At 65.3% G+C, this 25420-nt stretch carries 26 protein-coding genes; 19 read left to right on the plus strand and 7 right to left on the minus strand.

Annotation, left to right across the window (positions count from 1 at the left end):
• Positions 1–11 precede the first annotated feature (11 nt).
• The gene (locus LDZ24_RS06765; protein ID WP_371747411.1) at positions 12–1547 is read right to left on the minus strand and encodes a YdiU family protein; all 1536 of its coding nucleotides are present in this window, start codon (positions 1545–1547) and stop codon (positions 12–14) included.
• Positions 1548–1747: 200 nt separating this feature from the next.
• On the opposite strand from LDZ24_RS06765, the gene LDZ24_RS06770 reads away from it, so the two are divergent.
• From LDZ24_RS06770 to LDZ24_RS06805, 8 genes are all read left to right on the plus strand, one after another.
• Positions 1748–3406 carry a 3-(methylthio)propionyl-CoA ligase gene (locus LDZ24_RS06770; RefSeq protein WP_248322208.1) on the plus strand — a complete coding sequence of 553 codons (1659 nt, stop codon included), beginning with the start codon at positions 1748–1750 and terminating at the stop codon, positions 3404–3406.
• Between the two features lie 156 nt (positions 3407–3562).
• On the plus strand, positions 3563–5647 hold the full coding sequence (locus tag LDZ24_RS06775; protein WP_248322209.1) for a 3-hydroxyacyl-CoA dehydrogenase NAD-binding domain-containing protein: 2085 nt from the start codon (positions 3563–3565) through the stop codon (positions 5645–5647).
• A 7-nt stretch (positions 5648–5654) separates the two neighbouring features.
• Positions 5655–6281: a bifunctional nicotinamidase/pyrazinamidase gene (gene pncA, locus LDZ24_RS06780; protein ID WP_248322210.1), complete on the plus strand. Its 627-nt coding sequence runs from the start codon at positions 5655–5657 to the stop codon at positions 6279–6281.
• Positions 6282–6344: 63 nt separating this feature from the next.
• Positions 6345–6647 carry a Dabb family protein gene (locus tag LDZ24_RS06785; protein WP_248322211.1) on the plus strand — a complete coding sequence of 101 codons (303 nt, stop codon included), beginning with the start codon at positions 6345–6347 and terminating at the stop codon, positions 6645–6647.
• 5 nt (positions 6648–6652) lie between these two features.
• Positions 6653–7138, plus strand: coding sequence for a PaaI family thioesterase (locus tag LDZ24_RS06790; RefSeq protein WP_244849031.1), 486 nt, complete (start codon positions 6653–6655; stop codon positions 7136–7138).
• A 13-nt stretch (positions 7139–7151) separates the two neighbouring features.
• Positions 7152–8156 (plus strand): NADP-dependent oxidoreductase, encoded by a 1005-nt coding sequence (locus LDZ24_RS06795; protein ID WP_248322212.1) that lies wholly within the window; start codon positions 7152–7154, stop codon positions 8154–8156.
• Positions 8157–8175: 19 nt separating this feature from the next.
• The gene (locus LDZ24_RS06800) at positions 8176–9045 is read left to right on the plus strand and encodes an SDR family oxidoreductase (protein WP_248322213.1); all 870 of its coding nucleotides are present in this window, start codon (positions 8176–8178) and stop codon (positions 9043–9045) included.
• A 2-nt stretch (positions 9046–9047) separates the two neighbouring features.
• The gene (locus tag LDZ24_RS06805) at positions 9048–10004 is read left to right on the plus strand and encodes an alpha/beta hydrolase (RefSeq protein ID WP_248322214.1); all 957 of its coding nucleotides are present in this window, start codon (positions 9048–9050) and stop codon (positions 10002–10004) included.
• Positions 10005–10428: 424 nt separating this feature from the next.
• Here the strand turns inward: LDZ24_RS06805 and LDZ24_RS06815 are convergent, their stop codons facing one another.
• The 3 genes from LDZ24_RS06815 to LDZ24_RS06825 form a co-directional block, all read right to left on the minus strand.
• Complete coding sequence (locus tag LDZ24_RS06815) at positions 10429–11247, minus strand: NRDE family protein (protein WP_248322215.1); 819 nt, start codon at positions 11245–11247, stop codon at positions 10429–10431.
• A gap of 6 nt (positions 11248–11253) precedes the next feature.
• Positions 11254–12240, minus strand: a complete 987-nt coding sequence (locus LDZ24_RS06820; protein WP_248322216.1) for a folate-binding protein YgfZ — start codon at positions 12238–12240, stop codon at positions 11254–11256.
• A gap of 621 nt (positions 12241–12861) precedes the next feature.
• A complete protein-coding gene (locus LDZ24_RS06825) occupies positions 12862–13194 on the minus strand; it encodes a hypothetical protein (protein ID WP_248322217.1) in 333 nt (110 codons plus the stop codon).
• Positions 13195–13444: 250 nt separating this feature from the next.
• Between LDZ24_RS06825 and mltG the strand changes: the two genes are divergently transcribed.
• The 9 genes from mltG to LDZ24_RS06870 all read left to right on the plus strand — a co-directional run bounded on the left by mltG (position 13445) and on the right by LDZ24_RS06870 (position 21584).
• The gene (gene mltG, locus LDZ24_RS06830; RefSeq protein ID WP_175940303.1) at positions 13445–14455 is read left to right on the plus strand and encodes an endolytic transglycosylase MltG; all 1011 of its coding nucleotides are present in this window, start codon (positions 13445–13447) and stop codon (positions 14453–14455) included.
• Positions 14455–15075: a dTMP kinase gene (gene tmk / locus LDZ24_RS06835; protein WP_248322218.1), complete on the plus strand. Its 621-nt coding sequence runs from the start codon at positions 14455–14457 to the stop codon at positions 15073–15075. The genes mltG and tmk overlap by 1 nt, the downstream gene beginning before the upstream one ends.
• A 17-nt stretch (positions 15076–15092) precedes the next feature.
• A complete protein-coding gene (locus LDZ24_RS06840; RefSeq protein ID WP_248322219.1) occupies positions 15093–16130 on the plus strand; it encodes a DNA polymerase III subunit delta' in 1038 nt (345 codons plus the stop codon).
• Between the two features lie 30 nt (positions 16131–16160).
• A complete protein-coding gene (locus LDZ24_RS06845) occupies positions 16161–16697 on the plus strand; it encodes a GNAT family N-acetyltransferase (RefSeq protein ID WP_248322220.1) in 537 nt (178 codons plus the stop codon).
• Positions 16698–16710: 13 nt separating this feature from the next.
• Positions 16711–17499 (plus strand): TatD family hydrolase, encoded by a 789-nt coding sequence (locus tag LDZ24_RS06850; RefSeq protein WP_248322221.1) that lies wholly within the window; start codon positions 16711–16713, stop codon positions 17497–17499.
• Between the two features lie 55 nt (positions 17500–17554).
• Positions 17555–18316 (plus strand): ankyrin repeat domain-containing protein, encoded by a 762-nt coding sequence (locus LDZ24_RS06855; protein ID WP_248322222.1) that lies wholly within the window; start codon positions 17555–17557, stop codon positions 18314–18316.
• A gap of 85 nt (positions 18317–18401) precedes the next feature.
• Positions 18402–18758 (plus strand): Rap1a/Tai family immunity protein, encoded by a 357-nt coding sequence (locus LDZ24_RS06860; protein WP_175940309.1) that lies wholly within the window; start codon positions 18402–18404, stop codon positions 18756–18758.
• 130 nt (positions 18759–18888) lie between these two features.
• Positions 18889–20274: an alpha,alpha-trehalose-phosphate synthase (UDP-forming) gene (gene otsA / locus LDZ24_RS06865; protein ID WP_248322223.1), complete on the plus strand. Its 1386-nt coding sequence runs from the start codon at positions 18889–18891 to the stop codon at positions 20272–20274.
• Between the two features lie 242 nt (positions 20275–20516).
• Positions 20517–21584, plus strand: coding sequence for a glycosyltransferase family 4 protein (locus LDZ24_RS06870; RefSeq protein WP_248322224.1), 1068 nt, complete (start codon positions 20517–20519; stop codon positions 21582–21584).
• 111 nt (positions 21585–21695) lie between these two features.
• Here LDZ24_RS06870 and LDZ24_RS06875 read toward each other — a convergent pair whose 3' ends face one another.
• The 3 genes from LDZ24_RS06875 to LDZ24_RS06885 all read right to left on the minus strand — a co-directional run bounded on the left by LDZ24_RS06875 (position 21696) and on the right by LDZ24_RS06885 (position 23581).
• Complete coding sequence (locus LDZ24_RS06875) at positions 21696–22286, minus strand: YSC84-related protein (protein ID WP_248322294.1); 591 nt, start codon at positions 22284–22286, stop codon at positions 21696–21698.
• Positions 22287–22582: 296 nt separating this feature from the next.
• Positions 22583–23053, minus strand: a complete 471-nt coding sequence (locus LDZ24_RS06880) for a hypothetical protein (RefSeq protein WP_248322225.1) — start codon at positions 23051–23053, stop codon at positions 22583–22585.
• A 222-nt stretch (positions 23054–23275) separates the two neighbouring features.
• Positions 23276–23581 (minus strand): PsiF family protein, encoded by a 306-nt coding sequence (locus tag LDZ24_RS06885; protein WP_206468135.1) that lies wholly within the window; start codon positions 23579–23581, stop codon positions 23276–23278.
• A gap of 228 nt (positions 23582–23809) precedes the next feature.
• Here LDZ24_RS06885 and LDZ24_RS06890 point away from each other — a divergent pair, with 228 nt between their 5' ends.
• Together LDZ24_RS06890 and LDZ24_RS06895 are read left to right on the plus strand one after the other, a co-directional pair.
• A complete protein-coding gene (locus LDZ24_RS06890; RefSeq protein ID WP_175940314.1) occupies positions 23810–24091 on the plus strand; it encodes a hypothetical protein in 282 nt (93 codons plus the stop codon).
• A gap of 196 nt (positions 24092–24287) precedes the next feature.
• Positions 24288–25250, plus strand: a complete 963-nt coding sequence (locus LDZ24_RS06895) for a sugar ABC transporter substrate-binding protein (RefSeq protein ID WP_248322226.1) — start codon at positions 24288–24290, stop codon at positions 25248–25250.
• Positions 25251–25420: the final 170 nt, after the last annotated feature.

Consider the following 25420-nt stretch of genomic DNA (forward strand, 5'->3'; position numbering starts at 1 on the left):
TGGGGGCGGGCTCAGGAAGAACAACTCACTTCCAGGTCGCTCGCCCAGTCCGGCGGCAGGCCGGCGTAAGCCTCGTTTTGGGGTTGCTCGTCGAACGGGCGGCGCAGCACGTCGAGCAGGCGCGCGACTTCCGAGAAGTCCTTCTCGTTCGCCTGACGGATGGCCTGCTCGGCCAGATGATTGCGCAGCACGAACTTCGGATTCACGCGATTCATCGCCGCGGCGCGGGCCGCATCGTCGCGCGCTTCGTGCATGAGGCGCTCGCGATACTGCACCGCCCAGGCGTCGAAGGCCGCGCGGTCGAGAAAGAGATCGCGCACGGGCGCGTCGCCGGATGCGTCCGCTTTCGTGAGCTTCGACAGATTGCGGAATGTCAGCGTGAAGTCCGCGCGATTCGCGTGCATGATTTCCAGCAGGCCGTTGGCGAGCTTGTCGTCGCCTTCGCGCGCGGTTTCCAGACCCAGCTTTGCGCGCATCTTGTCTTCGAGCGCGGGCGCGAAGTACGTCTTGTAGCGTTCGAGCACCTTCTGCGCTTCCTCGACCACGCGTTCCGCGCGGCCTTCTTCCGGCAGCTTCGCGCCGAAGAGCGGCACGAGCGCCTGCGCGAGACAGAACAGGTTCCAGTACCCGACTTGCGGCTGCCGGCTATACGAATAACGCCCTTGCGTGTCCGAGTGATTGCAGATGTGATGCGCGTTGAAGCCGTCCATGAAGCCGAACGGACCGTAGTCGATGGTAAGGCCGAGAATCGACATGTTGTCGGTATTCATCACGCCGTGGCAGAAGCCCACGCCTTGCCATTGCGCCATCAAATCCGCCGTGCGACGCACGACTTCATCGAGCAGCGCGAGGTACGGATCGTCCGCGTCGCGGCACTGCGGATAAAAGCGCTCGATGACGTGATCGGCCAGCGTCTTCAGATCGTCCACGCGCTCGTTCGCATAGAAGTGCTCGAAGTTGCCGAAGCGCACGAAGCTCGGCGCGATGCGCGTGGCGATCGCCGCCGTCTCGATGGTCTCGCGGCGCACCGGCAAGTCGGAGCCGACGACGCCGAGCGCGCGCGTCGTCGGAATGCCGAGATGATGCATCGCCTCCGAACACAGGAATTCGCGGATGGACGAGCGCAGCACCGCGCGTCCATCGCCCATACGCGAATACGGCGTGCGGCCCGCGCCCTTCAGCTGCACTTCGAGACGGGCGCCCGCGCGGTCGACTTCGCCGAGCGTGAGCGCGCGGCCATCGCCCAATTGACCGGCCCACACACCGAACTGATGCCCCGAATAGACCGCGGCATAGGGCAGCGCCTCGGGCGGCCATTCGCGCGTGGGATTGCCCGCGAAGTAAGCGGCGAACGCGGCTGCTTCGTCTTCTGCGATGCGTGCGTCGAAGCCGAGCAGTTCGGCGGCCTCGCGCGACACGGCGACGACATACGGATCGGGAACAGGCGTGGCGGGAAGACGAGTGAGAAACGCGGGACCGAGCGAGGCGAACGAGCCGGGACGGTTGCTTTGAATCGACTCGGCAACGGCTTCCATCGACTGCGGCATCGACTGCGCGCCAAGTTCGGATTCGGCTGCGCCGGTCGTTGCGCGCACGGCATTGCTTGGGGAAAACGACATGTTGAGCGCCTCTGAGTTAAACGATATTGTAATTCCGCGCCCGCGGGCCTGCAGGGCGGCACTCGTGCAGCTGTCGGACCATCTTTCGGGCCATCTTTCGGACCATCCACTCGTCGAGGACTTCACACATGGCGTCGCCGCTTTACGGTCAGATGATGGACATTCCGCTGCTCGCATCGTCGTTGCTCTCGCATGCGGCGCGCCACTTCGGCGATACGGAGATCGTGTCGAAGCGCATCGAGGGCGATATCCATCGCTACACGTATCGCGATTGCGAAAAGCGCGCGAAGCAACTCGCTCAGGCGCTCGCCGCGCTCGGCGTCGAACAGGGCGAGCGCATCGGCACGCTCGCGTGGAACGGTTATCGACATCTGGAGTGCTATTACGGCGTGAGCGGCATGGGCGCCGTGTGCCACACCATCAATCCGCGGCTCTTTCCGGATCAGATCGCGTTCATCATCGATCACGCCGACGATTCATACGTCTTCTTCGACATGACGTTCGGGCCGCTCGTCGAACGCATCGCGCCGTATTGTCCGAATGTGAAGGGCTGGATCGCGCTCGGCGACGCGGCGTGCATCGCCGAACATCTCGGCGACATGAGCGTGCCCGTGATGAGCTACGAAAGCCTGATCGCGCCGCAGGACGGCGTCTTCGAATGGCCGGTGCTCGACGAGCGGCAAGCCTCGTTTCTCTGCTACACGTCGGGCACGACCGGCAATCCGAAAGGCGCGCTGTATTCGCATCGCTCGACCGTGCTGCATGCGTACGCCGCCGCGCTGCCCGATGCGATGGGCGCCTCGTCGAGCGATGCCATTCTTCCCGTCGTGCCGATGTTCCACGTCAATGCCTGGGGCATTCCGCATGCCGGACCGCTCGTCGGCGCGAAGCTCGTGTTCCCGGGCAAAGACCTCGACGGCAAGTCGCTCTATGAGCTGATGGAAGCGGAAGGTGTCACGTATTCGGCGGGCGTGCCGACGGTCTGGCTCGGACTCCTGAATTATATGAAGCAGGCGGACAAGCGCTTCACGACGCTCAAGCGCACCGTGATAGGCGGCTCCGCGTGTCCGCCCGCGATGCTGCGCACGTTCGAAGAAGAATACGGCGTCGAAGTGATTCACGCGTGGGGCATGACGGAGATGTCGCCGCTCGGCACGCTCGCGCGCCTGTCGTTCCGCCAAAAGCAGCGCTCGCCGGAGGAACAGCGCGCATCGCGCGAGAAGCAGGGGCATGCGCTTTTCGGCGTGGATATGAAAGTGGTCGGCGACGACGGCCGTGAACTGCCGTGGGACGGCCAGTCGTTCGGCGATCTCTACGTGCGCGGGCCGTGGGTCATCGACCGCTATTACCGCCGCGACGAATCCCCGCTCGTCGACGGCTGGTTCCCGACCGGCGACGTCGCGACCATCGACGCCGACGGCTTCATGCACATCACCGACCGCAGCAAGGACGTGATCAAGTCGGGCGGCGAATGGATCAGCTCGATCGATCTGGAGAACATCGCGATGTCGCATCCGCAAGTAGCGGAGGCCGCGTGCATCGCGTGTTCGCATCCGAAGTGGACCGAGCGGCCGATGATCGTCGCCGTGCTGCGGCCGGGCGCGACGCTCACGCGCGAGGAACTGCTCGCGTACTACGAAGGCAAGGTCGCGAAGTGGTGGATTCCGGACGACGTCGTGTTCGCCGACGAGTTGCCGCATACCGCCACGGGCAAGCTGCAGAAGGTGCGACTGCGCGAGCAGTACCGCGATCATGTGCTGCCTGTCGCGGAAGAAAAGGCCGTCTGAGCGCTCTCGTGGTCCGCTGAAACGCCCCGCGCCGCGGGGCGTTCTTGCATCCGGCGCTTGTGGCGCATGAGGGCACGGCCGAATTGCACGGTCGTTCGTCTTTGTGTATTTTTGCCCGATCGCCCACAATGAGCCATCACGCGAGAGGGAACATCCATGGCAGTCGACTATACGATCCGCGAAGGCGTTGCCGTCATCACGCTCGACAACCCGCCGGTCAACGGGCTCGGACATTCGACGCGGCTTGGCATCGTCGAGGGCATCGAGCGGGCGCGCAGCGATGCGTCGGTGCATGCGATCGTGCTGATCGGCGCGGGCAAGGCGTTCTCGGGCGGCGCGGACATCACCGAATTCAATACGCCGAAGGCAACGCAGGAGCCGACGCTCGCCACCGTCATCAAAGCCGTCGAAGGCAGCGAGAAGCCGGTCGTCGCGGCGATCCACGCCGTCGCGATGGGCGGCGGGCTGGAACTCGCGCTCGGGGCGCACTACCGCATCGCGTTGCCGGGCGCGCAGATCGCGCTGCCGGAAGTGAAGCTCGGCCTGTTGCCGGGCGCGGGCGGCACGCAGCGTCTGCCGCGCGTCGTCGGACTCGAACGGGCGCTCGACATGATCGTGTCCGGCACGCCAGTGCGATCCGAGAAGCTCGCCGACACCGCGGTCTTCGACGACATGGCGCAAGGCGATTTGCTCGATGCGGCCATCGGCTTTGCGCGGCGCATGGCCGAACGAGGCGGTCCGCATCCTAAAGTGCGCGATCGCCCGATCGCGCATGCCGACGCCGCGCGTTGCTTCGAGTCCGCGCGTCATGCGATTGCTGAGAAAGCCAGGCACTTTCCCGCGCCTCACAAGTGCATCGATGCCATCGAGATGGGCGCGAAGGAAGGCTTCGATCGCGGGCTCGCCTTCGAGCGCGAGTGCTTTCTCTTTCTCGTGCAGACGCCGGAAAGCCGCGCGCTGCGGCATGCGTTCTTCGCCGACCGCGCGGCGAGCAAGATCGCCGACGTGCCCTCGAATACGCCGGTTCGGAAAGTCGAATGCATCGGCGTGATCGGCGCGGGAACGATGGGCGGCGGCATCGCGATGAACTTCATCAATGCGGGCTTGCCGGTCGTCCTGCTGGAAACGAAAGAGGACGCGCTCGATCGCGGCCTCGCCACTGTGCGGCGCAACTACGAAGCGCAGGTGAAAAAGGGCAAGCTCACGCCGGAACAGCTCGAAGCGCGCATGCAACTCGTGCATCCGACGCTCGACTACGCCGATCTCGCGCAAGCCGATCTGATCGTCGAAGCCGTGTTCGAAGACCTCGACGTGAAGGCGCAAGTCTTCCGTCAACTGGACGCGATCGCGAAGCCGGGCGCAATCCTCGCGTCGAATACATCGACACTCGATCTCGACAAGATCGCGGCATTCACTGAGCGTCCCGGCGATGTGATCGGCATGCACTTCTTCAGTCCTGCCAACGTCATGAAGCTGCTCGAAGTGGTGCGCGGCGCAAAGACCGACAAGGACGTGCTCGCGACCGTCATGCAACTCGCCAGGAAGATCGGCAAGACGGCGGTCGTGGCGCGCGTGTGCGACGGCTTCATCGGCAATCGCATGGTCGAGCAATATCTGCGGCAGGCGCTTTTCATGCTCGAAGAAGGCGCGCTGCCGGCGCAAGTCGATCGCGCCATCGAGACCTTCGGCTTCGCTATGGGTCCATTCCGCATGAGCGATCTGGCGGGCAACGACATCGGCTGGGCGATCCGCAAACGGCGCTATCGCGAGCAGCCGGACATGCGCTATTCGGGCGTCGCGGACCGGCTGTGCGAATTGGGCCGCTTCGGGCAAAAGACCGGCGCGGGCTGGTACGACTACGAAGCCGGCTCCCGCGAGGCGAAGCCGTCGCAGGCAGTGATTGAGATGATCGTCGCGTATTCGAAGGAACAGGGCATCGCGCGGCGGGAGATTAGCGACGACGAGATCGTCGAGCGGCTCGTGCTGTCGCTCGTCAACGAGGGCGCGAAGATTCTGGAAGAAGGCATCGCGGCGAAGGCATCGGATATCGACATCGTGTATCTGACGGGCTACGGCTTTCCGTTGTGGCGAGGCGGGCCGATGTTTTATGCCGACACGCTCGGCCTGCCGAACGTCGAGCGCGCCATGAGCAAGTACGCCGCGCAACGCAACGGCGAAGCGTGGCAGCCGGCTGCCCGCATTATGGAACTGGCGGCGAGCAACGGCCGCTTCAATGCATGAGTGCCGAATGAAATCAGCGGAAGAAGTGCTCCTTGTCGTCGACGTGCAATACGACTTCATGCCCGGCGGCGCGCTCGCGGTCGCGCGGGGCGATGAAGTGGTGCCCGTCATCAACCGGCTCGCGAAGGCGTTCTCGCATGTCGTGCTGACGCAGGACTGGCACCCGGCGTCGCATGTGTCGTTCGCGGCGAATCACGCGGGACGCGCGCCGTTCGAAACCATCGCGATGCCTTATGGCGAACAGGTGCTGTGGCCGCCGCATTGCGTGCAGGGCACGCAGGGCGCGGCGCTGCATCGCGATCTCGATGTGCCGCATGCGCGGCTGATCGTGCGCAAGGGACATCACGAGCGCGTCGACAGCTATTCGGCGTTCGTCGAGGCAGATCGCACGACGCCGACCGGACTCGCCGGCTATCTGCGCGAAACGGGCGCGAAGCGCGTATGGCTCGCGGGACTCGCCACCGATTATTGCGTCGCGTGGTCCGCGCTCGATGCGCGCGCCGCGGGCTTCGAGGCGAGCGTGATCGAAGACGCGTGCCGCGCGATCGACCTGAACGGCTCGCTGGACCGCGCGTGGTCCGACATGCGCGCGGCGGGCGTCGCGCGGGTGCGGTCGGACGATGTCACCGGCTAAGGCTGCTCGCGATTTTTGCTACGCTTGGCGCTTCGTTCGTTCATTCGCATTACAGGAGCCGCCGTGCTACGTCACATCGTCATGTGGAAGCTGAAGGAGTTCGCCGAGGGCGCAAGTCGCGCGGAGAACGCGCAAAAGCTGAAGACCAAGCTCGAAACGTGCCGTAGCCTCGTGAAAGGGCAGGGACACTTCGAGGTCGGCATCGCGCAGCCGGGCTTCGACTGCACGTATGACGTGGTGCTCGTCTCGGACTTCGACGACACCGCTTCGCTTCAGGCGTACCAGATTCACCAGAAGCATCTCGCGGTGAAGGACTTCGTGGCCGCGGTTCACGAAGCGCGTCAATGTCTCGACTACGAAGTGTGATCGCGATGACCGATACGCAAAAACAGCCCGCGAACCACGCCATCGCAATCGAAAGCCCGTTCATCGACGCGCTCGGCGTGCAGCTCGTGAAAGCCGTCGATGGCGAAGGCGAAGTGCGCCTGCCGCTCAGCGAAGCGCATCTGAACACGTGGGGCATCGCGCATGGCGGCGTCACGATGACCTTGCTCGACGCGGCGCTCGCCATTGCGGCGCGCAGTGTCGCGGGCGACGGCGTCGGCGTCGTCACCGTCGAGATGAAGGTGAACTTCATGCAGCCGGGCCGCGGCGAGTTGCGCGGCTACGGCCGCGTGCTGCATCGCTCGACGACGATGGCCTATTGCGAAGGCGAAATCCGCGACAGCGAAGGGCACTTCGTCGCGAAGGCGCTCGGCACGTTCAAGTACATGAAGCGGCTCGCGGTGGGCCGCGACGTCGTGCGTCAGAAACTGCGTTCGGACCCGGCGGCCACGCCCGGACCGAGCGACGCCTGATCAGGAGATCCTTATGGCAAACGCCAACATCAATCGTCAGATACTGCTCGTTTCGCGTCCGCAAGGCGAAGCGTCGGCGGACAACTTCCGGGTGGTCGAGACGCCGCTCGCGCCGCTCGGCGAGGGGCAGGTGCGCGTGCGCAATCACTATCTCTCGCTCGATCCGTACATGCGCGGACGGATGAACGACACGAAGTCGTATGCGCCGCCGCAACCGCTCGACGAAGTGATGATCGGCGGAACAGTGGGCGAAGTGATCGAGTCGCGCAATCCGGCGTTCAAGCCGGGCGACAAGGTCGTCGGCATGTTCGGCTGGCAGGAATACGGCACGTCCGATGGCAAAGGCATGCAGATCGTCGATACGACGCACGTGCCGCTTTCGGCTTATCTCGGGCCGGTCGGCATGCCGGGCGTGACGGCGTGGTACGGCCTGAACCGCATCATCGAGCCGACGGCGGGCGAGACGGTCGTCGTGTCGGCGGCGAGCGGGGCGGTCGGCAGCGTCGTGGGGCAACTCGCGAAAGCGGCGGGCTGCCGCGCGGTCGGCATCGCGGGCGGCGAGGAGAAGTGTCGCTATGTGGTGGAAACGCTCGGCTTCGATGCGTGCGTCGACTACAAGGCGGGCAATCTGCGCGACGATCTGAAGGCGGCCGCGCCGAACGGCGTCGATGGCTACTTCGAAAACGTCGGCGGCGAAGTGCTCGATGCGGTGCTCGCGCGCATGAACGCGTTCGGACGCATCGCGCTGTGCGGCATGATTTCCGGCTACGACGGCAAGCCGTTGCCGATGAAAGCGCCCGCGCTTTTGCTCACGCAGCGGCTGAAGCTGCAAGGGTTCATCGTCAGCGAGCACATGGACGTGTGGCCGCAGGCGTTAAAGGAACTGGGCGCTGCGGTCGCGACCGGAAAGCTCAAGTATCGCGAGACGATTGCAGAAGGCATCGAAAGCGCGCCCGAAGCGTTCCTTGGCCTGTTGCGCGGCAAGAACTTCGGCAAGCAACTCGTCAAGCTGATTTAACGACAGCAGAGGAATCCGCGTGGATCGTTTCGAAGGCAAGGTCGCCGTCATTACCGGCGCGGGCAGCGGGTTCGGCCGCGAGTTCGCGTACAAGGGCGCGTCGCTTGGCATGAAGCTCGTGCTCGCCGATATCGACGACACCGCGCTCGCCGCCACCGTCGACGCCGTGCGCGCGCAAGGCGGCGATGCGCTCGGCGTGCGCACGGACGTCTCGGATGCGGCGCAAGTCGATGCGCTCGCCCAGGCCGCGCTCGATGCATACGGCGGCGTGCATCTGCTCTTCAACAACGCGGGCGTGGGCGCGGGCGGCTTCGTCTGGGAGAACAGCGCGAAAGACTGGCAGTGGGTTTTCGGCGTGAACGTGATGGGCGTGGCGAACGGCGTGCGCGCGTTCACGCCGATCATGCTGAAGCAGGCGGAGCCGGCGCATATCGTGAACACGGCGTCGGTGGCGGGGCTGCTGGCCGCGCCCGCGATGGGCGTCTACAACGCATCGAAGCATGCGGTCGTCGCCCTGACCGAGACGCTGTATCACGATCTGCGGCTCGCGGGCGCGTCCATCGGCGTGTCGCTCCTTTGCCCGGCGTTCGTGCCGACCGGCATTGCGGATGCCGAACGCTCGCGCCCCGACGCGCTGACCAACGACGCGCCGCTGACCGCATCGCAGAAGATGGCCGCGCGGCAGTTGGCGCGCGCAGTGGAAAGCGGGCGGCTCTCGGCGCGCGACATCGCCCACATGACGTTCGATGCGGTCCGCGAAGGCCGTTTCTACGTGATCACGCATCCGGGCATCATGGCGTCGATTCGCCTACGGCTCGACGATATCGCGCAACTGCGCAACCCGAGCGATCCGATGTCGGTCAGGGGCGAAACCAAGCGGGACGCGTGACGATGCCGCTCAATCCCAAGATCGCGCAGATCCTCGACATGGTCGCGCGCGCGAACCGTCCGCCGTATCACACCCTGACGCCCGACGAGGCGCGCGCCGCGTATGCGATGAGCGCGCCGATTCTCGATATCGCGCCCTTGCCGCTTTATAGCGTCGAAGACATGCGCATCGCCACGCGCGATGGCGCCGAGATCGGCGTGCGCGTCTATCATCCGGCCGCGCCGAGTTGGGCCGAGCCCGCGCCCGCGCTGCTGTATCTGCATGGCGGCGGCTTTACGGTAGGCAGCATCGCGACGCACGACGCGCTCTGCCGCAAGTTCGCGTTCGACGCGCGCTGCGCGGTGGTATCGGTCGATTACCGGCTCGCGCCGGAGCACAAGTTTCCGGTCGCCGTGAACGACGCGTTCGACGCGCTGCAATGGCTCGCGCGTGAAGCGCCGATGCTCGGCATCGATCCGGCGCGGCTCGCCATCGGCGGTGACAGCGCGGGCGGCACGCTCGCGACCGTCTGCGCGGTGCTGGCGCGCGACGCGGGCATCGCATTGCGGCTGCAACTGCTGATCTATCCGGGCACGAGCGCGCGGCAGCAAAGCGAATCGCATGCGCGGCTGGCCGAGGGCTATCTGCTTTCGGGCGAGACCATTCAGTGGTTCTTCGCTCAATATCTGCGCGACGACCGCGACCGCGACGACTGGCGCTTCGCCCCGCTCGATGCAGCGGGCGGCCAGCCGGATTTCGCGGGCGTGGCGCCGGCGTGGATCGCGGCGGCGGACCATGATCCGCTCTACGACGAAGACATAGCGTATGCGGCGAAGCTCGCGGCCGCGGGCGTGCCGGTGACGCTCGCGCGTTACGAAGGCATGATCCACGAATTCTTCAAGATGGGCGGCTTCGTGCCGGAAGTGGCGCAGGCCCACGCGGATGCGGTAGCGGCGTTGAAGGGCGCGTTTGAGAGCTGAGGCGCGGCGGTTTCGGACTTTCGCCAACTCGGTGATGCGGCCGTCGGTCAGCGCCGCGTGATCCACAAGTTCTTCAAAGTGGGCGGCTTCGTGCCGGAAGTGGGGCAGGCGCACGCGGATGCGGTAGCGGCGTTGAAGGCGCGTTCGGAACCTAAGGCGCGGCATGGTTGGACGTTTCCTAACTCGACGATGCGAGCCGTCCGTTATCGCCGCACGCGATACACGCGTTCTTCAAAGTGGGCGGCTTCGTGCCGGAAGTGACGCAGGCGACGCAGATGCGGTGGCGGCGGTGAACGGCGCGTTTGAGACCTGAGGCGCGGCCGTCCCCCAGCGCGACGATGCAACGCGTCCGTCAGCACCGCGATGGGCCGTTAGGTATCTGAAGCGGCGAACGCACACAGGACACGGAGCCCGAAAGCCGCCCTCACGCAATGCCAAACGAAAACGCCCGCTCCACATTCCCCGGCCTGACGACCCGATGCGAACCATCATCATCGCTGCGCTCCTTGATCGCCAGCGAGAAGCCGCGTGCAGTCGGCAGCACGCGCAGCGCGGTCGTGCTGCGCGTGCCGTAATCGGGCGTCTCGATGAACGCCGCCGACAGCACGCGCTCCCGCTCGATCGAAATGCCGGTGGACGGCAGATGTTCGTCATCGGCAATACGCGGATCGCGCAGCGTGTCGATCAGCACGTCGAGCGCCGGATGCTCGCCGGCATGAATCAGATCGGCAAGCGCCTGCCGCTGCGCGACGAGCTTCGGCCACGGCGTGTTCAAGAGGCTGTTCGAGAGACCGTGCACGCCGGCTTCGAGCAGCGCGGGGGGCGCGTCGGCGCGATTGCCGTACCAGCCGAGCTCGCGTCGCGCGAAATCGCCGCATAGCAGATTGAAGCCGTTATAGCGATGCCCTTGCTCGGCCACGCGCCGCAGATAGTCCAGCGGCGCTTCGCGTTCGCCCGCGAGGAACGCGCTCACGAGCGTGCCGCGGGTGGGCGCATCCGGGCGCATTTCGCTTGGCGCGCGATAGTTCGTCAGCGCGGCGAAGCGGCCGTCGCGGCTCACGCCGAGCCACGTGCCGCCGCCCGTCAGATCGCGGCCGGCCAACACGCCGGGCGCATCGGTCCACCAGTGCATCGGCTCGGCGTCGCGGCGGAAGAACTCGTCGCGGTTCGCGGCGAGCGTCAGCAGCGGGCGACCGTCGTTGGAACGCGCGTCGGGCTGCCAGTCGAATACGATCAGGCACATGGCTGATCAGACGTCGGACGGAAACGCATACGGCAGCGGCAGAAAGTCGAGTCGCGGACCGTCGACGGCACCGACGTGCACCGAGCCGTTATCGAGCGCCGCGAGCTTGATTTCGACGAGGCAATCGACGCCGCCGCCTTCGGCTGGCGCCGCATTGACGACCATGCCGCACGGCTGGCCGGGATCGTCGGAATGAAAGAGCGCTGCGCCGGGCGCGGCCGTTTCCCCGTGCGCGAGCGCCGTGCGCCGCTTGATGGTCCCGCGATACTGACTGCGCGCCACCACTTCCTGACCCGGATAGCAGCCTTTCTTGAAGTTGACGCCGCCCAGCACGTCGAAGTTGACCATCTGCGGGACGAATTGCTCGACGGTCGGCTCCGTGATGCGCGGCTCGCCCGCGTGAATGTCGAGCCAGTCCCACAGTTCGGCGGGCCCGCGCCGCAGCTTTTCGTCGAGCTTCGGCAACTGCGCCTCGATATCGGCTTTCGGGCCGACCCACAGAAAGCGCGGACGGCCCGCGGCATCCGGCACGCGGATCAGCGCGCCGTGCGGACCTTCCACCTTGACGTGGATGCCATCCGGCAGCGCGTCGAAGATGCCGGAGAGCGCCGCGCGCACATCGCCCGCGAAACCGACGGCCGCGACTTCGGGCGTCGCGTCGGAGAGCTTGGCTTTCGCGCGCAGTACGAACATGGAGAGGCGCTTTTGTACGGGCGCCTGAATGTCGTGCGAGATCAGGAGACGCACGGCGTCGGCTGTGCGCCACATGAGGAACGAGCCGAGCAGGCGGCCTTTGGCCGAGCAATAGCCGGCGAGGCGCGCGGTGGAGGCGTCGAGATGCTGGACGTCGTTGGTCAACTGGTTATGCAGGAACGCGACGGCGTCATCGCCTTTCACGTCGATCACGCCGAACTGCGTGAGCGGCATGTGGACGCCCGCGGTCCTGACGGCTTCGAAATCGGCGGCGGCGAGGGAACTGGTCTGGGAATTCATAGGGACGATGTGTCGATGCGAAAGGCGCGGCCGGTCGATCCGGCCCCGCGCAGGTGCAAGTCATTATATGGGGGTTGGGCGGGGCGTGTTTTCGCGCGCTGGCGGCGTGGGGCGAGGATTGCGGCGAGCGCCGATGGCGAGCATCACGGCGCACGGCTATTGCGTAGGCGTAGGCAGGCGCGTCTGCTCGAGGCGAACAGAGTCGCTTGCATGCGCGGCCAGTCAGGGCTTCGCGGAATCAGCCGATGCGTTGATGGGGTCTGCCGCGACCGTCGATCTTGTATCGCGTTAAGTGTGCGGCCAGTCGGGGCTTGACCAGAAGATGCGCTGAGAACTCGCTATTGGGCAGGCCGTGCGTTCCATGGCGATCGACCGCGCGTGCCGTCGGGCAGTGGCCGTTAGGTGAAACGGCCGACTGCGGCCGTACCGCGACGGCCCCCTGCTCATTGGCATGCGCTTGCTCGCGCCTGTTCATTAACTTCAGCGGCTGAAATCAGACGCAGCAGCGGGCGTGTCACCCGCCGCTGTCGTCGAAACTGCGGGAGGCGGCAGCTCGAGCGACTCTGATGCTCCCGCTTCCCTGAATGTGGCGCGATCCTCCGCGCCACCCTGCCTCACCCCTCACTGCCCCGCCGGCGACCTCACACTAGGCGTCGCGAGCGTGTTATTGCTCGTGGCAGGAGCCGTAGTGGTAGTGCCGTTCGTGCTGCTCGGCAAACCCGAGTTCGGCGCGCCGCCGGACATGCCGCTGGCGGAGCCCGTCGCGCCCGGCGAGCCGTAGCCGCCCGTCGCGCCGTTGACCGAGTTGACCTGATTCGCCGGGCTCGCCGTGCTGCCCGTCGAACCGCCGTTGGAACCGCCCGCCGAGCCGCCGCCGCCCGCCTGCGCGAACGCGCCGCCCGACAGCGTCAGCGCGGCGACCGCCGCGATCAATGTGCTCATTGCCTTGCTCATGATCTCTTCCTCCTTGGCTATTCTCCAAAATCGAGGCAGACGCTCATCGCCTGCTTAATTGAATGAGTCGCAAGTGCCGTGCCGCGTTCGCCCGGTCGTTCGCATCAGCAACCCGTCCGCTCTGACCGAAGCGTGGCCGCATCTATACAATACGGGTCGAAATCGGCCAAACGGCTGCAAGAGGGAGTCGCACGCTGACCTGATCGGCGCGCACCTCTCCATCATCACTCCATTACTGCCTCTATTCGTCGTGTCTTTCCTGAAGAAATGCGTCGTGGCCGCGCTGCTCGTCGCGATACTCGCAGCGGCCGTCGCGGGCGGCGTCTATTACTGGGCCAATCGGCCGATGGCGCTTTCGCCCGCCGAACTCGATGTCACCATCAAGCCGCACAGCAGTCTGCGCAGCGTGAGCGCGCAGTTGAATCGCGGCGGCGTGCCTGTCGAGCCCGAACTGTTCGTGCTGATGACGCGCGTGCTCGGCCTGTCCGCGCAGCTCAAGTCCGGCAACTACGCGTTCAAGAGCGGCATCACGCCTTATGAGGTGCTGCAGAAAATCGCGCGCGGCGACGTGAACGAATACGTCGCGACCGTCATCGAAGGATGGACGCTGCAGAAAATGCGGAGTGAGTTGGACGGCAATCCCGCGCTCACGCACGACACGGCCGGCATGAGCGACATCGACTTGCTGAAAGCCATCGGCGCGACGGAAGTGGACAAAGCCTCCGCCGAGGGCCTGTTCTTCCCGGACACCTATCTCTTCGACAAGGGCACGAGCGATCTCGCCGTCTACAAGCGGGCGTATCGCACCATGCAAAAGCGCCTCGCCGAAGCCTGGGCGACGCGCGCGCCCAACCTGCCGTACAAGACGCCGTACGAGGCGCTCATCATGGCGTCGATCGTCGAGAAGGAGACGGGGCGCGCCTCAGACCGGCCGCTCGTGGCCGCCGTGTTCGCGAACCGGCTGCGCATCGGCATGCCGCTCCAGACGGACCCGAGCGTGATCTACGGTCTCGGCTCGACCTACGAAGGCCATCTGAAGAAAAAGGATCTGCAGACGGACACTCCGTACAATACCTACACGCGCATGGGCCTGCCGCCGACGCCGATCGCGCTGCCGGGCGTGGCCGCGCTCAGCGCCACGCTGAATCCCGCCCCGAGCAGCGCGTTGTATTTCGTGGCGCGCGGCGACGGCAGCAGCATCTTTTCCGACAATCTGGGCGACCACAACAGGGCCGTCGACAAGTACATCCGGGGTCAATGATGGCGCGCGGCACTTTCATCACGTTCGAAGGCATCGACGGCGCGGGCAAGACCACGCATCTCGACTGGTTTCGACAGCAGCTCGAAGAGAAGATCGCGCCGGGCGGCCACCATGTCGTCATGACGCGGGAACCCGGCGGCACCGCACTCGGCGAAACGCTGCGCGGCATTTTGCTGAATCAGCCGATGGACCTCGAAACCGAGGCGCTCCTGATGTTCGCCGCGCGCCGCGAGCATCTCGCGCAGGTCATCGAGCCGGCGCTCGCGCGCGGCGACTGGGTGCTATCCGACCGCTTCTCGGATGCGACATTCGCGTATCAGGGCGGCGGGCGCGGCCTGCCGCGCGACAAGCTGGAGGCACTGGAGCGGTGGGTGCAGGGCGGTTTCCATCCGGATCTGACGGTGCTTTTCGACGTGCCGACCGAGACCGCGAGCGACCGCCGCTCGGCCGCGCGGGCGCCGGACAAGTTCGAAAGCGAGTCGGACGCGTTCTTCGAGCGCACGCGCGCCGAATATCTGCGTCGCGCTGCGGAATCGCCTGAGCGTTTCATCATCGTCGATTCGACTCAGCCGATCGACGCGATCCGCGAGCGTCTGAAAGACGTGATCGCGGGCCTTTGAGACTACGACACGAAAAGATGATCTACCCCTGGCAAACCGACGACTGGCAACGCCTCCAGCAACTGCGCGCGCACTGGCCGCATGCGCTGTTGCTGCACGGAGAGGCGGGCATCGGCAAGCTCGCGTTCGCGCAGCATCTCGCGCAGGGGCTCTTGTGCGAGACGCCCGCCGGCAACGGCGAGCCGTGCGGCACGTGCCCCGCGTGCCTGTGGTTTTCGCAAGGCAATCACCCGGATTACCGCGCCGTGCTGCCCGAGGCGCTTGCCGCGCTCGCCGGACCGTCGGGCGCAGATGAAGCATCCGCCGACAAGGCCGACGACGGCGAAGGCAAGAAATCGCGCGCGCCCAGCAAGGAAATCAAGATCGAGCAGGTGCGCGCGCTGCTGGACTTTTGCAGCCTCGGTTCGCATCGCGGAGGCTTGCGCGTGGTGCTGCTGTACCCGGCCGAAGCGCTCAATGTCGCCGCGTCGAATGCGCTTCTGAAAACGCTCGAAGAGCCGCCTTCGGGCGTCGTGTTTCTTCTGGTGTCGGCGAGAATCGACCGGCTGTTGCCGACGATCATCAGCCGCTGCCGTCAATGGCCGATGAGCCTGCCCGACGCCGACGCGGCGCGCGCGTGGCTCGCGTCGCAAGGCGTGGACGATGCCGCGAGCCTGCTCGCCGAAGCGGGCGGCGCGCCGCTCGCCGCGCTGTCGCTCGCGCACGACGAGAACCGCGCGCTGCGCGATTTCACGCTCGCGCAACTCGCCGCAGGCCCGAACTGCGATGCCTTTGCGTGCGGCGAGAACTTGCAGAAGCTGCCCGTGCCGATGGTCCTCGGCTGGCTGCAACGCTGGCTCTACGACGTGCTCGCGCAGCGCACCGCCGGCCGGCCGCGTTATTTCCCGGGCGCGGGCAAGGCGCTCGCGCGCTGCGCGCAAGCCGCCGATCCTGCCGCGCTCGCCCGCTGCATCAAGGCCGTCACGCGTCAGCGCGCCGTGGAGAACCATCCGCTGAACGCGCGGCTCGTCTTCGAAGAACTGTTTCTCGCTTATCGCGGGATTTTCACCGCCTGATCTTTCGCTTCGTCTCCAACGCCATCGCCCATGAGTCTCACGTATCGCGACGCCACCCTCGACGACCTGCCCGCCATCGTCGCCATCTACAATTCGACGATCGCCTCGCGGCAGGTGACCGCGGACCTCGATCCGGTCAGCGTCGAAAGCCGTCTCGCGTGGTTCCATTCGCACGGCCCGAACGCGCGGCCGCTGTGGGTGGTCGAAGAGGGCGGCGCCGTGATCGCGTGGCTGAGTTTCTCGGATTTCTACGGCCGGCCGGCGTATGCGCGCACCGTCGAAGTCAGCATCTATCTGGACGAGCGCGCGCGCGGCAAGGGGCTCGGCAAGCAACTGCTGCGCGAAGCGCTGGATAAGGCGCCGTCGCTGCAAGTCGATACGGTGCTCGGCTTCGTCTTCGGCCACAACGAGCCGAGCATGAGGCTTTTCGCGAGCTTCGGCTTCGAAGCGTGGGGCACGCTGCCACGCGTCGCCGTGCTAGATGGCGTGGAACGCGATCTGGTCATTCTCGGCTTGCGGTTGGAAAGCGCGCCGCAACGAAAAAACGGCCTTGGTCAGAACCAGTAGCAAGGAGCACGGGATGTTCGTCGATTCGCACTGTCACATCAATTTCGAAGGCTTGGCCGACCGGCTGCCGGACGTGCTCGACAAGATGCGCGCGCACTCGGTCACGCATGCGCTGTGCGTCTCGGTGGATCTGGAGACGCTGCCCTCGGTGCTCGATATCGCCGAGCAGTGTGAGAACGTCTATGCGTCGGTCGGCGTGCATCCGGACCACGAGGACGCGAAGGAGCCGAGCGTCGCGGAGCTCGTCGAACTGGCGGCGCATCCGAAGGTCTGCGCGATCGGCGAGACGGGACTCGACTACTATCGGCTGGAAGGCCGCAGCATCGCCGACATGGAATGGCAGCGCGAGCGGTTCCGCACGCATATACGCGCCGCCCACGCGACGGGCAAGCCGCTCATCATCCACACGCGGTCGTCGTCGGAAGACACGCTGCGCATCATGGAAGAGGAGCGCGCGAGCGTGCCGGGCGGCGTGATGCACTGCTTCACCGAGCCGTGGGACGTAGCGGAAGCGGCGCTCGCGCAGAACTTCTTCATCTCGCTCTCCGGCATCGTCACGTTCAAGAAGGCGACGGACGTGCAGGACGTCGCGCGGCGCGTGCCGCTCGACCGGCTGCTGATCGAAACCGACTCGCCGTATCTCGCGCCGGTGCCGTATCGCGGCAAGCCGAATGAACCTGCGTACGTGAGTTATGTCGGACGTTTCATCGCGCAGTTGCGCGAGCAGACGGACGAAGCGGTAGCGCAAGCGACCACCGACAACTTCTTCCGGCTTTTCAAGATCGCGCGCGCGGCTGCCTGAGTACGGTCAGGCAAGCGGCGCGATTCATCGTTTCATGGCAATTCGAAGGTCCACTATGAACAATTCCCCGATGGTTTCCACTCAGTCCGCCACGAATGCACGCTCGCAGCCCGCCACGCGCGGCGGCAGGCGCGCGGCGGTGCGCGGGCTTTTCGCGGGCGCGCTCATCGCCGCGTGTGCGTTCGCGCAGCCGGTCTGGGCCGCTTCCGTGGACTCGCTCATCAAGGCAGTGAAGTTCGACGACGTGTCCGAGGTCAAGAAACAGCTCGCGCAGGGCGCCGACCCGAATACGGTCGACAACACCGGCGCGCCGCTGCTCGTCATCGCCGCGCGGGAGAAGTCGGACAAGGTCGGCCAGTTGCTCGCCGACAACCCGAACACGGACCTCGAAAAGCTGGATTCCGCCGGCGAGAACGCGATGATGATCGCCGCGCTCAACGGCGACGCGACGTTCGTGAATCTGCTGATCGCGAAGGACGCCGAAGTGAACAAGAAGGGCTGGACGCCGCTGCACTACGCGGCGACCAACGGCCACGACGACATCGTTAAGATTCTGCTCGACCACTCCGCCTACATCGACGCCGGATCGCCGAACGGCACGACGCCGCTCATGATGGCGGCGCGCGGCGGGCATCTGTCGACGTGCAAGCTGTTGCTCGATCAGGGCGCCGATTTGCGCGTGAAGAACCAGATCGGCATGACGGCGGTGGATTTCGCCCGCAAGTACAACGAGAAGGACGTCGCGGAAGGTTTGCAGGCGCGCCTCGACGCCATGCAAGGCGGCGCTGCTCAAAGCGGCGCAAATGGGTCAAAATAACACCGCTACGCTCGAAACCGGGCGAGCGCGGTCAGGCGCGGCCGCCTCGCCCTAATACGCCGCCGCTCAACAGACAAGGAAGACCATGCTGCGGGAATTCGCCATCGCCTGTGTTCTTGCGACGCCCGTGTGCGCGTTCGCATTCACCGGCAACGATCTCAACAAGCTCTGCATCAAAACCGACCCGAACTCGCGTACCGCGTGTGCCGCCTATATCGAAGGCGCGGCCGACGGCGTGTACAACACGATCGAAGCCATCGGCGGCACCACGGGGCCGCAAGTCGGCCAGTACTTCTGCCTGCCGGCCGACGTGAAGCCGCAGCAACTGACGGACGCGGTGCGCAAGTACATCGCGGACAACCCCGACAAGGCGAATTTCAACGCCACGACGATGGTTTCGTTGGGTCTCGGCAAGGCGTTTCCCTGCAAGGCGGAACGCTGAACGCACGGCGACGCGCCTCTTGCAACGGCTCGGGTGATCGGACGCGGCGCGGAAACCCGCACGCCGTTTGCTAGTCGAACGTCGGACAGCGATCCGCCCACATCACACAAGAAACGCAAGAGGAAAGCATATGAGCCGTCTCGTCGTCGTATCCAACCGGGTCGCCACGCCGACCGAAACCAAGGGCTCGGCCGGCGGGCTCGCCGTCGGCGTGTTCGGCGCGCTGAAGGACAGCGGCGGCGTCTGGTTCGGCTGGAGCGGGGACGTGGTGAGCGAGAGCGTCGCGAATCAGGGGCCCACGCTCGTGCAGGACGGCGCCGTGACGTTCGCCACCGTCGGCCTGCCGAAGAAGGACTACGACCAGTACTACCGCGGCTTCTCGAACGCCATGCTGTGGCCCGTTTTCCACTATCGCAACGATCTCGCCGTCTACGACCGCGACGAATACGCCGGCTATCGCCGCGTGAATTCGTGGCTCGCGCACAAGCTCATCAAGCTGCTGGAGCCCGACGACGTCATCTGGGTCCACGACTATCACCTGATACCGTTCGCCGAGGCGCTGCGCAGCGCGGGCATCACGAACCGGATCGGCTTCTTTCTGCATATTCCGTTTCCGTCGCCGCAGATTCTGCTCAACATTCCGCCGCATGAGGAACTGGTGCGGTCGTTGTGCTGCTACGACGTCGTCGGCTTTCAGACCGAAGGCGATCAGACCGCGTTTCACGACTACATCGTGCGGCACGCGCGCGGCACGGCGACCGAGGACGGCCACGTCGAGGCGTTCGGGCGCAAGCTGAAGACGGGCGTCTACCGCATCGGCGTGTTCCCCGACGAGATCGCGGAACAGGCGCAGCGCGGCGAGGCGCGGCAGGACGTGATGGACCTGAAGCAGAGTCTCGAAGGCCGCAAGCTCATCATGAGCGTGGACCGGCTGGATTATTCGAAAGGGCTCGTCGAACGGTTTCGCGCGTTCGAGCATTTTCTGGAGAAATCGCCCGAATGGCGCGGCAACGTCACGCTCGTGCAGATCGCGCCGCCCACGCGCTCGGACGTCGAAACGTATCAGCAGATCCGCCAGAACCTCGAATACGAAGCAGGGCGCATCAACGGGCGCTATTCCGGCCTCGATTACACGCCGATCCGCTATTTGAACCAGCGATATGACCGCTGGAAGCTGATGTCGCTGTTCCGCGAATCGCAGATCGGGCTCGTGACGCCGCTGCGCGACGGCATGAATCTCGTCGCGAAGGAATATGTCGCCGCGCAGAATCCGGACGATCCGGGCGTGCTCGTGCTCTCGCAGTTCGCGGGCGCGGCGGGCGAAATGACGGGCGCGGTGATGGTGAATCCGCACGATGTCGTCGGCATGAGCGACGCGCTCGCCCGTTCGCTCGCCATGCCGCTCGCCGAGCGCCAGCAGCGTTACCAGACCAACATGGCGGCGCTGCGCAAACACAATCTCGGCGTCTGGCGCGACGATTTCCTGGCCGACCTGCGCGGCGTGCGACGCAAGTAACAGGCGCGCGAAACGGTTGTTTCCGGCCTGTAACAGAGCAATGAAAGTGCAAGAGAACGCCGGTTCGCGCCGCGTCGCCGTCGATAATGAATCGTCGCGCGGCGGGCCGGCTTGCCGCATCCATCGATCGAGGGAAACCCTCGTTAGCCAGCTGACAGTCTGCTGTCATACTCGATCTCGCGCGACGCATTAAGAACACGAGCACACGCTCGCACGTCGAAGTTCGCATGGAGACGAGAACGATGAGAATTGCCCAAATTGCCCCGTTGACCGAGTCGGTCCCGCCCAAGCTCTACGGCGGCACGGAGCGCGTCGTGTCGTATCTCACGGAGGCGCTCGTCGAGCTTGGCCACGATGTGACGCTGTTCGCAACCGGCGATTCACAAACCAGCGCGAAGCTGGAGGCCGTCTGGCCGCGTGCGCTGCGCCTCGACCCGGCGATCCGCGACCGCATTGCGCCGCACATGCTGCTGATGGAACTGGTGCGCCGCCGCGCCGAGGAGTTCGACGTCCTGCATTTCCACATGGACTACTACTCCTTCTCGCTCTTCAACCGGCAGGACACGCCGTTCGTCACGACGCTGCATGGGCGGCTCGACTTGCCCGAGCAGCAGCCGGTGTTCGACACGTTCAACACCGCGCCCGTGATCTCGATCTCGGATTCGCAGCGCCATCCGTTGCCGCAGGCGAAGTGGGTCTCGACGGTCTATCACGGCCTGCCGGAGACGCGTTATGTGCCGCAGCCCGTCGAGCAGAAGTATCTGGCGTTCCTCGGGCGCATCTCGCCGGAAAAGCGCGTCGATACGGCCATTCGCATCGCGGGACGCTGCGGCTTGCCGATCAAGATCGCGGCCAAGGTCGATGCAGCCGATCACGAATACTTCGAGCGCGAAATCGCGCCGCTGCTGGAGTTGCCCTACGTCGAATTCATCGGCGAGATCAACGATGCGCAGAAGGCGGACTTCCTGTCGGGCGCGCACGCGCTGGTCTTCCCGGTCGACTGGCCCGAGCCGTTCGGACTCGCGATGATCGAGGCGATGGCGTGCGGCACGCCCGTTATCGCGTTCAATCGCGGCGCGGTGCCGGAAGTGGTGGACGAGGGCGTGTCGGGCTTCATCGTGGAAGACGAGATCGGCGCGGTGGCGGCGGTGAACCGGCTGCATACGCTCTCGCGCGCGGGCGTGCGCCAGCGCTTCGAGGAGCGCTTCACGTCGCACCGCATGGCGCGGCAATATCTCGACGCGTATCAGGCCGTGGTGCGCGCGCAAAAGCGCTCGCGCTTCAAGCTGATCGATCGCGCGGCAACCTGAGTCCTCGAACCGCCAGAACAAAGACGAAAAAACCGCCGTGCGACGCGACCGTGAGTCGCGCCGCACGGCGGTCATGCTTTCCGCCGGGACCGTGAGACGGCGCGCGCCGCCTTACATCTTCAGGCGCGTCACCTTCGTGCCCTGGAGCGACACGTCGGCCATCAGGCCCGCGTTCGTCAGCACGAACGCTTCGACCGGGTTGGTGGCGGTGGTCGTGTCGACCGCGCCGTTCGCGCCCATCTTGACGAGCGCCACGGATGCATCGGCGCCTGCCGACCAGCCGTCCGAGTTGCGGAATTTGTCGAGCGCGTCCTGCGTCATGAAGAGGAAGATGATCGACTTCGACTGCGCGCCCGCTTGCAAGCCGAAGGAGCCGGAGGTCGTGCTGTAGTAGCCGACCGTGCCGCCACCCACGCGCAGCGCGCCCTTGCCGTACTGCGCGCCGACGATGAAGCCTGCCTGAATCACGGACGGGAACACGAGCACGCCGCGCGACTTCGCGACCAGTTCGCGCGAGCCCGGAACCGTCGCATAGAGCCGCTGGATGGTGCTGTCGACGTCCGCGTCGATGCTGCGGCGATCGTCCGCGCTGCCGGCGGCCTTTTCAGCGCCGGTATTCGAATTCGTCGTGCAACCGGCAAGCGCGAGGCCTCCCAGCGCCAACACGGCCGTCGTCTTGAGCATGAAGTTTCGTCTTTGCATCATTGTTCTCCATCGTGGAATTTAGGAAACCCCATAGTGCGGGAGGGTGAGGCACGCCAAGTTATAGCACAGCGACGCAACAACGCGACGCTCGCACCGGACACAGATACCGCGTTCCGCGCGTGCCGCGCAAGCCCTGCGTCGCATCCGCGCGTCGTCCACTTGACGACGGCGAATGGCCGGCTATTTCGCCCGCCCCGCTGCCTGAAGCCCTGCATTAATTTCACCGCACCGGTCACGGTGACGGCGGCAACGCCGCGTAGCGAGTAGCAACGACCGTACCCGGGTCGACCGCGTCACTGGCTCGTCGTTTTTACTTTGGTCGGAGGAACGGGCTCCGGCGCGCGCGACGGCCGCCGCAAGGCGCGCTTGATGCCGCCGATCACGATGCCGACGGCAAGCAGAAACGCCGCGGGCACGACCCAATAGCCGATGAACGCATGCCACAGATAGTCGGCGAGTGTGGCCTTGCGATGCGCGTATTCATCGAGCGCTTCCTGATGACGGAGGGCATTGGCGCTGAGAACGTCGGCGGGGCAGCCGGCTGCGCGCGCTTCGTCCGGCGCGCCGTGGCAACGGGCGGCGGCACCGGCCGACCGCTGGGCATCGGTGAGTTCCCAGGTCGAGAGCGCCTTTTGAAGATCGACCGTGTTGTAGGCCATTTCCTCGCGCACCTCGTTGACCGCGACGATCATCACGGGCACGGCCCAGAAGGTGATCGTCACGAGCCACCGGCGGAACCAGCGGTTCTTGTATTTCCATGCCATCCGTTGCCTCCATGCGAGGCTTGTCGCCACGCTAGACGAGCGGCGGCCGATGGCGTGTTTCTTGTATTCGTGAGGGGCCGCCTTCGCGCCATCTTATGAGAAAAAGACGGCGGTGCGAAACACTTGCTTGGGTGCAGTGCAATATCTACGAGGAAGGAAGCAATAGTGCGCGCCGCATGCAATCGACGCGGCGCGAATCAGACGATGCGGCCGGCGCCGCGATCAGCCCTTGGTACTGAGACAACTCTTCATGAACGCCTTGCGGTCGTCGCCCTTCTTGCCGGATGCCTGGCTGTTGCACGCAGTCATGCGCTGCTGCTGGGTCATCGGCGCGGAGGCGGCGGAGGCCGCGGCGGGCGTCGCGGACAGGCAACTCTTCATGAACGCCTTGCGGTCGTCGCCCTTTTTGTCGCCTGCCTGCTTGTTGCAGTCGCTCATCTTCGACTGCTGGCTATTGGCAGCGAAAGCCGTATGCGCGCCCAGCGTAAGACTTAAAACAGCGATAAGGGCAGTAGCTCGGATGGTCATGTGACGCTCCCTGAGTAATTGACGATTCTTCTTGAATAAGCGAGTTTCGACGTCTCGCCCGCGCATTATGGCAAAGCAGGTTTCAACTGAGTGTGCGATAAGGTTAAATCTCGAGGTTGATCTTTTCACCGCCGCGCCGCGGCCTTGCAACGCGCTTTCGCCGGCGAGCGGACGCAGTGTTCGTCATCCGGTTGCTTCGATCCTTCATCCCACGACAGGAGCCGCTTCATGTCCACACCGCTCGCCGATCATTACAAGGGCTTCGCCATCCACGTGCAGGCCATGCGCCGCGCGAAAGAGCGCGACGAGCCGGACGACGGCCCGCGCCACTTCGACATCTTCGTGACCATTTCCCGCGACGCGGCCGGGGAGAGCGGCCGCTCCGCCATGTTCGGCGTGCCGGAGCAGGAGCCGTTCGAGAGCCCGATCGATGCGACGCGCGCTGGCATCGACTATGGCCGCAAGATCATCGACAACGAGATCGAGGGCCAGTCCGTCGCCGATCTCTGAGCGGCTGCGGTTAACGCCGAACGCGCGCGAGACCACATTGCGCGTGCGTCCGAAGCGCCCACTGCACGTTAGCCCGATTGACCGCGCGCCTCCCACGAACGAGAATCGACGGCGGCAAACGTTGAACCGCCCACGTTTCGCGTGACATGCAGGACCCACTGCAAACAAATCAATCAAAACACTGGAGGAGAACCGCATGAAGTCAGCCATTCGCCGTCGCGTCCTGTCAGCCGCCGTCGCGCTCGTTGCGTGCAGCGCGCTGCCTTTCGCCGCATCGCCCGCGTTCGCGCAAAGCGCCGGCAAGCCGAAGGTCGCGCTCGTGATGAAGTCGCTCGCCAACGAGTTCTTCCTCACGATGGAAAACGGCGCGAAAGACTACCAGCAGCACAACGCCGACAAGTTCGAGCTCATCACCAACGGCATCAAGGACGAAACCGATACGGCCGCGCAGATCCGCATCGTCGAGCAGATGATCGTCTCGAAGGTCGATGCGCTCGTCATCGCGCCGGCGGATTCGAAGGCGCTCGTGCCGGTCATCAAGAAGGCGGCGGACGCAGGCATCATCGTGGTGAATATCGACAACCGGCTCGACCAGGACGTGCTCAAGTCGAAGGACTTGAACGTCCCGTTCGTCGGCCCGGACAACCGCAAGGGCGCGCGCCAGGTCGGCGACTATCTCGCCAAGCACCTGAAGAAGGGCGACGAAGTCGGCATCATCGAAGGCGTCTCGACGACCACCAACGCGCAGCAGCGCACGGCCGGCTTCAAGGACGCGATGGACGCGGCCGGCATGAAGGTGGTCGCGCTCCAGTCGGGCGACTGGGAAATCGACAAGGGCAACGCCGTCGCGTCGCAGATTCTCAACGCGAATCCGAACGTCAAGGCGCTGCTCTGCGGCAACGACAACATGGCGATCGGCGCGGTGTCGGCGGTGCGCGCGGCGGGCAAGGCCGGCAAGGTGCAGGTGGTCGGCTACGACAACATCAACGCCATCAAGCCGATGCTGAAAGACGGCCGCGTGCTCGCCACCGCGGATCAATACGCGGCGAAGCAGGCCGTGTTCGGCATCGACGTGGCGCTCAAGGCCATTTCCGGGCACAAGAAGCAGTCGGAGCTCTCGACCGTGGTGGAAACGCCCGTCGATCTCGTGACGAAGTAAAGCGCAGCCAGCGTTGCGCCGCGAACCGTTCGTCCTCAAGTTCGCGGCCATCATGCCGTTAAGACGGACGAGCGCGGTGGACGGATGGCGGCGGAGCGCGCCGGCCGCCGTCCCGCCGCAACGCATGCACCACTTTGCCGAGGATGCACCGACCGCCTTGAGCGACCTTA

Source organism: Caballeronia sp. Sq4a (genome assembly GCF_023170545.1).
In the GTDB taxonomy this organism is placed as follows: Bacteria; Pseudomonadota; Gammaproteobacteria; order Burkholderiales; family Burkholderiaceae; genus Caballeronia.

What these genes read in the sequence shown, in the direction of transcription:
- LDZ24_RS06895 (WP_248322226.1), top strand. Translation starts at nt 24,288, where the DNA reads ATGAAGTCAGCCATTCGCCGTCGCGTCCTGTCAGCCGCCGTCGCGCTC.
- LDZ24_RS06815 (WP_248322215.1), bottom strand. Translation starts at nt 11,247, where the DNA reads ATGTGCCTGATCGTATTCGACTGGCAGCCCGACGCGCGTTCCAACGAC.
- LDZ24_RS06860 (WP_175940309.1), top strand. Translation starts at nt 18,402, where the DNA reads ATGCTGCGGGAATTCGCCATCGCCTGTGTTCTTGCGACGCCCGTGTGC.
- LDZ24_RS06840 (WP_248322219.1), top strand. Translation starts at nt 15,093, where the DNA reads ATGATCTACCCCTGGCAAACCGACGACTGGCAACGCCTCCAGCAACTG.
- LDZ24_RS06765 (WP_371747411.1), bottom strand. Translation starts at nt 1,547, where the DNA reads ATGCCGCAGTCGATGGAAGCCGTTGCCGAGTCGATTCAAAGCAACCGT.
- LDZ24_RS06805 (WP_248322214.1), top strand. Translation starts at nt 9,048, where the DNA reads ATGCCGCTCAATCCCAAGATCGCGCAGATCCTCGACATGGTCGCGCGC.
- LDZ24_RS06885 (WP_206468135.1), bottom strand. Translation starts at nt 23,581, where the DNA reads ATGACCATCCGAGCTACTGCCCTTATCGCTGTTTTAAGTCTTACGCTG.
- LDZ24_RS06880 (WP_248322225.1), bottom strand. Translation starts at nt 23,053, where the DNA reads ATGGCATGGAAATACAAGAACCGCTGGTTCCGCCGGTGGCTCGTGACG.
- LDZ24_RS06820 (WP_248322216.1), bottom strand. Translation starts at nt 12,240, where the DNA reads ATGAATTCCCAGACCAGTTCCCTCGCCGCCGCCGATTTCGAAGCCGTC.
- otsA (WP_248322223.1), top strand. Translation starts at nt 18,889, where the DNA reads ATGAGCCGTCTCGTCGTCGTATCCAACCGGGTCGCCACGCCGACCGAA.
- LDZ24_RS06875 (WP_248322294.1), bottom strand. Translation starts at nt 22,286, where the DNA reads ATGCAAAGACGAAACTTCATGCTCAAGACGACGGCCGTGTTGGCGCTG.
- LDZ24_RS06775 (WP_248322209.1), top strand. Translation starts at nt 3,563, where the DNA reads ATGGCAGTCGACTATACGATCCGCGAAGGCGTTGCCGTCATCACGCTC.
- LDZ24_RS06825 (WP_248322217.1), bottom strand. Translation starts at nt 13,194, where the DNA reads ATGAGCAAGGCAATGAGCACATTGATCGCGGCGGTCGCCGCGCTGACG.
- LDZ24_RS06845 (WP_248322220.1), top strand. Translation starts at nt 16,161, where the DNA reads ATGAGTCTCACGTATCGCGACGCCACCCTCGACGACCTGCCCGCCATC.
- LDZ24_RS06870 (WP_248322224.1), top strand. Translation starts at nt 20,517, where the DNA reads ATGAGAATTGCCCAAATTGCCCCGTTGACCGAGTCGGTCCCGCCCAAG.
- LDZ24_RS06790 (WP_244849031.1), top strand. Translation starts at nt 6,653, where the DNA reads ATGACCGATACGCAAAAACAGCCCGCGAACCACGCCATCGCAATCGAA.
- LDZ24_RS06850 (WP_248322221.1), top strand. Translation starts at nt 16,711, where the DNA reads ATGTTCGTCGATTCGCACTGTCACATCAATTTCGAAGGCTTGGCCGAC.
- LDZ24_RS06795 (WP_248322212.1), top strand. Translation starts at nt 7,152, where the DNA reads ATGGCAAACGCCAACATCAATCGTCAGATACTGCTCGTTTCGCGTCCG.
- LDZ24_RS06855 (WP_248322222.1), top strand. Translation starts at nt 17,555, where the DNA reads ATGAACAATTCCCCGATGGTTTCCACTCAGTCCGCCACGAATGCACGC.
- pncA (WP_248322210.1), top strand. Translation starts at nt 5,655, where the DNA reads ATGAAATCAGCGGAAGAAGTGCTCCTTGTCGTCGACGTGCAATACGAC.
- tmk (WP_248322218.1), top strand. Translation starts at nt 14,455, where the DNA reads ATGGCGCGCGGCACTTTCATCACGTTCGAAGGCATCGACGGCGCGGGC.
- LDZ24_RS06770 (WP_248322208.1), top strand. Translation starts at nt 1,748, where the DNA reads ATGGCGTCGCCGCTTTACGGTCAGATGATGGACATTCCGCTGCTCGCA.
- LDZ24_RS06890 (WP_175940314.1), top strand. Translation starts at nt 23,810, where the DNA reads ATGTCCACACCGCTCGCCGATCATTACAAGGGCTTCGCCATCCACGTG.